This window comes from Geobacillus sp. DSP4a (assembly GCF_013096875.1).
GTDB classification, from domain to species: Bacteria; Bacillota; Bacilli; order Bacillales; family Anoxybacillaceae; genus Geobacillus; species Geobacillus thermophilus.
In genome coordinates this window covers 22978-31679 of sequence record NZ_SDLD01000038.1, presented here as the reverse complement: position 1 = coordinate 31679, position 8702 = coordinate 22978, and the positions used below count along the sequence as shown (strand labels likewise).

Sequence of the window (8702 nt, the reverse complement as noted above, 5' to 3'; positions counted from 1 at the left end):
GGCTACGCATCGTCGCCTTGGTGAGCCGTTACCTCACCAACTAGCTAATGCGCCGCGGGCCCATCCGCAAGTGACAGCCCAAAGGCCGCCTTTCAACCGAAGACCATGCGGTCTTCGGTGTTATCCGGTATTAGCTCCGGTTTCCCGGAGTTATCCCGGTCTTGCGGGCAGGTTGCCCACGTGTTACTCACCCGTCCGCCGCTGACCAAACAAGAGCAAGCCCTCGTTCGGTCCGCTCGACTTGCATGTATTAGGCACGCCGCCAGCGTTCGTCCTGAGCCAGGATCAAACTCTCCAAAGAAAGTTGATTGGCTTGTTCAGCGCCAAAACCAATGGTCATGGCGCACGCGCTTCGTTTCGTTCAGTTTTCAAGGAACGATCGCGCTGCTTGGATGCAAGGAATTTCATTTTCTCATCAGCTTGTCTCTCGCAAGCAGCTTCTTTATATTAACATAACATCTTTTCGTTGTCAACTGTTTTTCTTGTCCGTCGCGTCCGAACTGTTCGTTCTAGCAGCGACGCTATTTAATATATCACCTCAAAAATAAAAATGCAATACCTTTTTTATTTTTTTTTGCGACGCTGCTGCCCCCTTCTTCCTTTATATCATGTTGGAATACGGCGCCCGCTGCCTTGGCAACTTGTCCGCCTAAGACAGACGAATATGCGGAGCGGCGGGCGCATACATTTCAATAATATATCATCACTTACTTGATTTTTACTTTCTTGAAGGAGGCATCTTGGCGTTGATTCGCATCTTGTCATCTCCGTCCGGTTTTCACGTTTCCGGCTCGTCCTCGCTTCCGCCGAATGAACAGCGCATTTTGCACGCCCTTGTGTCTTCCCCTGAACTATATACGTATCCGAACGAACAGCAACTGCTGTTTGAAATCAAGCTTCGCAGCCAGATCGTTCAAGCCTCGGTGGACTTGGCGAAAAGCCGGGCGCAGTTTGCCATTTTCCGTTTTTCGCGCTGCAACAGCCAGTTCTGGCTGCGGGATGAGCGCGGGGGGGGTTTCAGCTTCGGCCAGACGTTCTTCCATCGGACGCCATCAATGAACTTCGCTTATTTATCCCAATTCGCCCGCCGCTTCGACGAACTCCGCCTGCCGCTCGGCCGTCTGCCATGGATCGCCGGGACGTTAGGGTCCGCTGCTTTCTTGTATCGTTAGCGGGCCTTTTTCGTTTTTCTCCCACAAATACAGCCCGATTCCTGTTAAAATAAAAATGCCGCCGATCCATTGAAACAGGCGGATCGGTTCATCGAGCAGCCAGTACGCCAACGCCGAAGCGCCGACCGGTTCAAACAAAATCGCCATCGACACCGTCGAGGCGCTCACCCATTTGACGGCCCAGTTCATCACCGAGTGGCCGAGCAGCGTTGGAATGACGGCAAGGGCGAGAAAACAAAGCCAATCCGTCAGCTGATACGCCGCCAGCGAAAGGCGAAACAGCATCGCGTACAGCCACAACACCGCCGCACTGATGCCATAGACGATATATGTATACGTCATGAGCGACAACCGTTGGCGCACTTCTTGGCCGAACAGCCAGTACGCCGTCACCATCGCGCACGCCACCAACGCCAACATGTCCCCATAGAGCGCTTCGCCGCTGACGCGAAAATCGCCCCAGCTGATCAAGACGCTTCCCGCAATCGCCAAAACAGCGCTTGCGAGCGCGCCCGCCGTCAGCCGCTCACGGAAAAAGAGCGCCCCGCCCGCAAAGGCGAACAGCGGCTGCAGCGTCACAAGCACGACCGAGCTGGCGACGGAAGTATAGTCGAGCGATTCAAACCAAAGAATAAAATGAAACGCAAGCAGCACGCCGGAACAAATCGAAAACCACCAGTCGCGTCGGGAAATACGCTTCAGTTCGCGGATATGGCGAAGAAAAAACGGCGTCATGATGACGACCGCGAAAAAAAGCCGGTAAAACGCGATAACGGCCGACGGCGCCTCCGACCATTTGACGAAAATGGCCGATGTCGACACAGCAAGCGCGCCGATCAATAACGCAGCATACGATTTCGCCATGCTTGGCGGCTTCATGTTTCCATCTCCTCACTAACATTTTTTTACATTCATTATACCATAAACGAGGTGAGAAAAAATGATGTTTGATCCGTTCCTCAAATTAGGGATTTCCGCCATCCTCGGGCTGATTATCGGGTTGGAACGGGAATTGAAGCGAAAACCGGTCGGCTTGAAAACGTGCCTTGTCATTTCCATTTCCAGTTGCCTGCTTACGATCGTTTCGGTCGAATCGGCGTACGTCTTTCCTCTTAAAGACCATATCACAATGGACCCGCTCCGCCTTGCCGCGCAAATCGTATCCGGGGTTGGGTTCCTGGGAGCGGGCGTCATTTTGCGCCGCGGCAACGACAGCATTACCGGGCTGACGACCGCCGCGATCATTTGGGGGGCGGCAGGGATTGGCGTGGCGGTTGGCGCGGGCTTTTATTGGGAATCGGCGTTCGGTGTGGCGCTGCTCATTGTCAGCGTCGAACTCATTCCATTTTTAATCAACTTTTTCGGGCCGAAGCAGCTGCGCGAAAAAGAGGTGATGCTGCAAATTACGGTCGATGAGGCGAAAAACATCACCAAAGTGATTGACCATTTAAAACAGCAGCGCATCAATATTAAAACGATCCGCATTAAAGACGTTGAGGAACATGAGCATTTGCTGAAACTAAGAGCCGTCATTGACCAAAAGCGCTCGACCGCCGAGCTTTACTACGTCATTCGCTCCATCGACGCCGTCGTCCATGTCGATATTGAAAGCGGCTGATGAAAAAAGGATTGCAAACAGCCGACAAACTATATATAATGGAACATGGACAGATGATCCATATCGTTTGGGGCATTAGCTCAGTTGGGAGAGCGTCGTGCTGGCAGCGCGAAGGTCACCGGTTCGAGCCCGGTATGCTCCATCCGTCAAACCCTTGCGTGGCAAGGGTTTTTTGTTTTCTGATTTCGCGGGGAGGGGATCACGATGAAGCGAATGATGATCATGATCGTTTGTTTGGTGATGATGGCCCCGATATATGCAGCCGCCCATCGTGGCGAACTAGATGAATTGGGCGGACATTTTCGCAACAGCGACTGCACGTACTTGCTGCATGAACCGACTGCGCTCGCGAAACAGGCGAAAACGAAAGAAGAGCTTGTCCAACTTATTCAGAAATACAACGGCAATGAACGATGCAAGCGAAACCTCACTCCTGACCGCATTGACCTCGACGGCCATGCGCTCGGGGGAAAAGAGGGCGATGCTTCGCTGCGGCTGGGCCGGACATACAAAGCGGCATTGGTAGGGTGCGTGGACGGTGACACGGCCAAATTCCGTGTGAACGGCCATGTGTATACAACCCGCTTTTTGTTCATTGACACCCCGGAAAGCACGATCGAAGTCGAGCCATATGGAAAAGAAGCGAGCCAGTTCACGTGCTCCCGCCTGCAAAAAGGGGACATTGTGCTTGAAACAGACGGGAATACGTTGTTCGACAAATACCAGCGGCTGCTCGCCTGGGTGTGGGTGGACGGTCGCCTGCTGCAAGAGGAGATTGCCAAAGCGGGATTGGTGGAAGACTTTTATGACTATGGCGATTACAAATACGAAGACCGTGTCCGCGCCGCGTTGAACGAGGCGAAACGGACGGGGGCGGGCATGTACGGAAGGGGAGCGGCGGATGAAAAGCCAACGCCAAACGGGGCGGACCAGCCGCCTGATGGCAACACGCCGGCAAACGAGAAGCCCGCTGGCAGCCCGGCCGCCGATCAACCGTCTGCTTCCGATCAAGAGGCGGCGCCGAAAGACCGCGCGGGTCATCCCGTTGTTTATGCGTTGCTTGGTTTGCTGGCGGCGGCCGCGCTCTATTGGTTCGTCCGTCGGGGGACATGACCGGTGCGGGCGGACGATGGCAGCTCGAAACGCCCGGCTGCCCGCATCTTGACGCCCTGCCAATGAAACAGCCTGTCCGGTGCGGACAGGCTGTTTTGGTGCGGGCTGCAGGACAAACCCGCTGCTATTGTTTCGGGAGCAGTTCTTCAATGCCGCCTTCGTGGGCGGCCGTTCGCCCGGACGCCGCCTCGAGCCGGCGGAATCCGTATTCCTCCAAGCGCGCAATTTGCCAGTCTGTGAGATCGGTGTACGCGATGACAGACGGCGTGCCGGACGATTTATAAATCAAATTGCCGGTCACCGGGCATTGAAAGGCGTCGGCGACAAATCCTTCGCCGTCTTGAATCGTAAACAGCCGAATCGGCATAACGTTCATGTCATTCCCTCTTTCTTGGCATTGTCATGATTATCCGTGCCCCATCGGACGCCATTCTATACAAGCCGTTTGCCGACGATGACCAAATCGCGTTCCACCCCATCCAGTTCCGCCACGCGCGGAAAATATCCCCACCGTTCAAATCCGAAGCGGGAGAAAAGCCGCAAACTTGGTTCATTATGCGCAAAAATAAAGCCGAGCAGCGTCTTTATTTCAAGCGCTGGCGCCTTGTCGACCGCTTGCTTCAGCAACTTCGTCCCCAATCCTTGACCGCGGTGCGATTCGGCAATATAAATGCTCACCTCCGCCGTATGGCGGTACGCCGGGCGGCCGTAAAACGATTGGAAACTGAGCCAGGCGCAAATATCGCCGCCATCTTCCACCACCCAAAGCGGCCGATGGTGAGGATCATGCGCTTCAAACCACGCCTTTCGGCTTTCCACCGACACCGGTTCCAAATCCGCTGTCACCATTCGGCTTGGGATCGTTTCGTTGTAAATGCGGACGATGTGCGGCAAATCGGCCGCCGTTGCATCACGAATCAACCATCGCTCCATTTGGCATCCCCCTTTTTCCATCAGCCTTTCATTTCAAAAATCAGAAACATCACTATGTACAGCGAAAGAACACGAAACGCCAGCTCGTTTTGTATCATGTCGCTTGCGGCGTTTCTCAGCCCGTGTTCCCAAATGACGCGCACTCCTATTTTATCAGAAATGGGGGATGTTCGCGCCTTCTTCATATGTTCACCTGTGCCTCGCTTGTTATTGACGGCGCGCCCGCACCGCAAAGCGACTGTCCCCCGCCCAATCACCCGTGTCCCCCATTTAGGACGGCTGGCCGTTTCTTTCTCCAAGACGCAGCCCGCTCTCCCACGAAGGCCCCGCCTTCCTCCGACAAAGGCAAAAAAACGGCGTGAGTTCGGTCATCCCAGACTCACGCCGTTTTGTGTTTACCAAAACGGCAACGCCCATCTGCAAAACAACACAACCGTCTTCTCTTACGTCACCCCAATGAAGCGACAACGTCGAATGACGAAGGCATGAACATTTCTTCCTCTAACGCAGCGACAAAGCGGCGTCCAACGATCGGCGAGCATCCCCGCCTATCGAAGTCAAGACGCGAGCACTCGTCACTCGCTTGCGGAAGCGCCTTTTTTCTTCCACTTCATCAAGGTCTCATAAACGATCGGGACAATGATCAGGGTCAAAAGTGTAGAGCTCGTCAATCCACCGATGACGGTCACACCGAGTCCTTTCGAAATCAACGCCCCGCCTTCCATTCCAAACGCAAGCGGAAGCAACGCGCCGACGGTCGCAATGGCCGTCATTAAAATCGGGCGCAAGCGCGTTCCGGCCGCTTCCAAAAGCGCCTCGCGCGTCGACAATCCGTCGCGTTCTTTATGAATGACGCGGTCGATTAAGACGATCGCATTCGTCACCACAATCCCAATCAACATCAACATGCCGATCAGCGCCGATATGCTGATGGTTTCGTCAGCAATAAACAGAGCCAGCAGCGCACCAATGACGGTAAACGGCAGCGAGAACAAAATCGTAAACGGCGCCAGCCCGCCACCAAACGTGACGACAAGCACAAAATATACGATCGCTACGGCAGCGAGCATCGCCAATCCGAGCTGGGTGAACGCCTCTTCGATATCTTCGGTGACTCCTCCCATGTGGACATCGACATTGGACGGAACGCGCAGCTTGTCGATGGCCTTTTGCACGTCTGCCGACACAGCGGCGACGTCTTTCGTTTTCACTTCCGCCGACACGCTCGCGTATACCCGGCCGTCATAGCGCTGAACCTCACTGTACGTATGTCCTTTTTTCAACTCGGCCACATCTTCAATCAGCACTTGAATACCGATCGGCGACACGATCGTTTTCTTCATCAAATCACGAATATCGTCGTATTGCTCTTTTTCCGTTGCAATGTAGACGTTGAGATCTTCACCATCTTGCTTAACCGTCGCAATCGCTTGGCGCTCGCCATTCTCGGACAACGCTGCGGCGATTTGTGCAACAGTCAGCCCGAATTCACTTAATTTTTTCTGGTCGGCGACAAGCGTATATTCTTCAAACCGGGCGGACATGCTTGTTTTCACATTGGTCAACTCATCATGATCGCGCAAAATGTCCGCTACTTTCTCAACAATCGGCTCGATTTCTTCCATTTGATCCCCGTACACGTTAAGCTCAATCACATTGGATGTCCCGGCGCCCGAAACGTCCTGGCTTTGCCATTCCCCTTTGTCTCCGCGCTCATCAAGCGCCTTCATCACTTTTTCCTTCTCTTCGGCAAAGTTTTTCACATCGGGGTCATACTCGACATAAAACAGCGCTGCATTGTCCTGACCCGGGTTCATCGGGTTGCCCCCGCCGACAGACAGTTGAATGTTCTTTACTCCGTCGCGCTTCTCGAAAAACGCCTCCACTTCTTTAGCAATGCGTTCCACTTGATCCACCGTTTGCCCCGGAGCAGGACTGTACGTAGCAACAATCATTTTTTGCTCATCAGATGGCAAGAAGCTGACCCCAACATACGGGACGAGGAACAAACTTGCAACAAGCAGCAACACGGCTGCGCCGCTCACGATGAGTTTATGATCCAACGACCAACGGAGCACCGTTTTATACCAAGACGCCAAGAGGCTTTTTCTTTCCTTTGCCCGGACGCGTTTCGCTGCCACGCCATTGCGGAACAGCCAGTGAGCCAACGCCGGAACAACGGTAACCGCAACAATTAGCGAGGCGAGTAACGCAAACACAATCGTTAGCGCAAACGGCAAAAACAGCTCGCCAACCATCCCTTTGACCAATCCGAGCGGCAAAAAGACGGCCACCGTTACAATCGTCGACGACGCGATCGGGATAAACATTTCTTTCGTTGCCGAGACGATCAGTTCTTTTCCAGTGAGCGGTTCATCCGGCAATGTCATGCGCCGGTAAATGTTTTCCACAACAACGATCGAATCGTCAATGACGCGGCCGATCGCCACCGTCATGGCGCCAAGCGTCATGAGATTGAGCGTAATATCCATCTCATACAGCAGCAAAATCGCAATCAACAGCGACAGCGGAATCGACACGACGGAAATCAACGTCGTGCGGATGTTGCGCAAAAACAGGAAAATGACAATGACCGCAAACAGTGCGCCAAACACTGCTTTGTCCACCATCGTGTTCACCGAATCTTCAATCGGCTGCCCTTGGTCAAACACAGTGATAATGCGCAACCCGTCATAGCGCTTCTCGAGATCTTTGATTTTTTCCTTGACGGCGTTGACGACAGTGACCGTATTAGCGTCTTGCGCTTTCACGATTTGCACGCCGATTGACGGTTCACCGTTCGTCCGCGAAATCGATTCTGCTTTAGCGACGACTTCCACTTCAGCCAGATCGCTCAACGAAACAGAAGGAATCGAAGGAGATGTACCTGCTTGGCCAGAAGCGGCGCCTTGCGTTTGGGCCGCTGCTCCTTGACCTGTCGCCATTCCTTGCATCTGACCGGCCGCTCCCATTCCTTCGCCGCCTGCCATCGGTGACTGCGCTGCTCCATTAGCAGGGGCGATCGGAATGCGGAGCGCTTTTAAGTCATCGACCGTGACGATGCGTCCGTCGATGACGACCGATTTTTCCGTATCTCCAAACGTGTACAGACCGAGCGGAAGTGAAACAGCGGAAGCTTGAATGACGTTGATGACCGATTGTTCAGTCAGCCCATACTGCTTCAACTTCTGTTCATCGAATCGAATGTTCACTTCTTGCATTTGCTGGCCAGCGACTTCAACCGAATCAACGCCGTCGATGCCCTCCAATTCCGGGACGACATGACGCTCAACCGTTTCTGTCAGCTCAGCTAACGATTCGTCCGGATTGGTCACGCTTAATGAGATGACCGGAAAAGCGGAAAAGCTAATCCGGGAAACGTCCGGCTCCTGCGCCCCATCAGGCAGCTTCAAATGACTGAGCGCCTCTTTCACTTCATTTTGCGCTTTTTCCATGTCTTTGCCGAACTCATATTCAATTTGCACAAACGACGCATGCTGAAACGAAGAGGAGCGGACAACCGTAACGCCGTCCAAATGTTCCACCCGCTGTTCAATCGGCTCCGTCACCTTTTTGGCTACTTCTTCTGGGGTCGCCCCCGGGTAGACCGTCGAGACGGAGATGAACGGGACGTTAATGTTCGGGATCGTTTCAAGCTTCATGTTCATCCCGGCATATAGCCCGGCAGCCGCGACAATGGCCGTCAAAATCCAAACGGCCAGCTTATTGTTTAATGAAAATCGAATGACGTTCCCCACCCGTTCTCTCTCCTTTCGATATTTCCAGCTGTTGACCCATTAGTCATGACTATATGTTACCGACCGGACAGTCATATGTCAAGAAATTAAAAAAACACCGGGGCAACC

General features: G+C 53.6%; 8 protein-coding genes, 1 tRNA gene and 1 rRNA gene. 4 read left to right on the top strand and 6 right to left on the bottom strand.

What is annotated here, in order from left to right; genetic code table 11:
• Positions 1 to 301 (bottom strand): 16S ribosomal RNA (locus ETC02_RS13040); the annotation flags it as partial.
• A 445-nt stretch (positions 302 to 746) separates the two neighbouring features.
• Between ETC02_RS13040 and ETC02_RS13035 the strand changes: the two genes are divergently transcribed.
• Positions 747 to 1172, top strand: a complete 426-nt coding sequence (locus ETC02_RS13035; RefSeq protein WP_171698327.1) for a hypothetical protein — start codon at positions 747 to 749, stop codon at positions 1170 to 1172.
• Here the strand turns inward: ETC02_RS13035 and ETC02_RS13030 are convergent.
• A complete protein-coding gene (locus ETC02_RS13030; RefSeq protein WP_063210239.1) occupies positions 1143 to 2051 on the bottom strand; it encodes a DMT family transporter in 909 nt (302 codons plus the stop codon). The two genes, ETC02_RS13035 and ETC02_RS13030, sit on opposite strands and share 30 nt — an antisense overlap.
• A 61-nt stretch (positions 2052 to 2112) precedes the next feature.
• Between ETC02_RS13030 and ETC02_RS13025 the strand changes: the two genes are divergently transcribed.
• The 3 genes from ETC02_RS13025 (at position 2113) to ETC02_RS13015 (ending at position 3903) form a co-directional block, all read left to right on the top strand.
• The gene (locus ETC02_RS13025; protein ID WP_063210238.1) at positions 2113 to 2790 is read left to right on the top strand and encodes an MgtC/SapB family protein; all 678 of its coding nucleotides are present in this window, start codon (positions 2113 to 2115) and stop codon (positions 2788 to 2790) included.
• Between the two features lie 69 nt (positions 2791 to 2859).
• Positions 2860 to 2932 (top strand) — tRNA-Ala (locus ETC02_RS13020).
• A gap of 62 nt (positions 2933 to 2994) precedes the next feature.
• Positions 2995 to 3903 carry a thermonuclease family protein gene (locus tag ETC02_RS13015; protein ID WP_033010732.1) on the top strand — a complete coding sequence of 303 codons (909 nt, stop codon included), beginning with the start codon at positions 2995 to 2997 and terminating at the stop codon, positions 3901 to 3903.
• Between the two features lie 124 nt (positions 3904 to 4027).
• Here the strand turns inward: ETC02_RS13015 and ETC02_RS13010 are convergent, their stop codons facing one another.
• The 4 genes from ETC02_RS13010 to ETC02_RS12995 all read right to left on the bottom strand — a co-directional run bounded on the left by ETC02_RS13010 (position 4028) and on the right by ETC02_RS12995 (position 8594).
• Positions 4028 to 4279, bottom strand: coding sequence for a hypothetical protein (locus tag ETC02_RS13010; RefSeq protein ID WP_033016279.1), 252 nt, complete (start codon positions 4277 to 4279; stop codon positions 4028 to 4030).
• 56 nt (positions 4280 to 4335) lie between these two features.
• Complete coding sequence (locus ETC02_RS13005) at positions 4336 to 4836, bottom strand: GNAT family N-acetyltransferase (RefSeq protein WP_082063613.1); 501 nt, start codon at positions 4834 to 4836, stop codon at positions 4336 to 4338.
• A 20-nt stretch (positions 4837 to 4856) separates the two neighbouring features.
• Positions 4857 to 5135, bottom strand: coding sequence for a hypothetical protein (locus tag ETC02_RS13000; protein ID WP_011888101.1), 279 nt, complete (start codon positions 5133 to 5135; stop codon positions 4857 to 4859).
• A 276-nt stretch (positions 5136 to 5411) separates the two neighbouring features.
• Complete coding sequence (locus ETC02_RS12995; protein ID WP_171698326.1) at positions 5412 to 8594, bottom strand: efflux RND transporter permease subunit; 3183 nt, start codon at positions 8592 to 8594, stop codon at positions 5412 to 5414.
• Positions 8595 to 8702 lie beyond the last annotated feature (108 nt).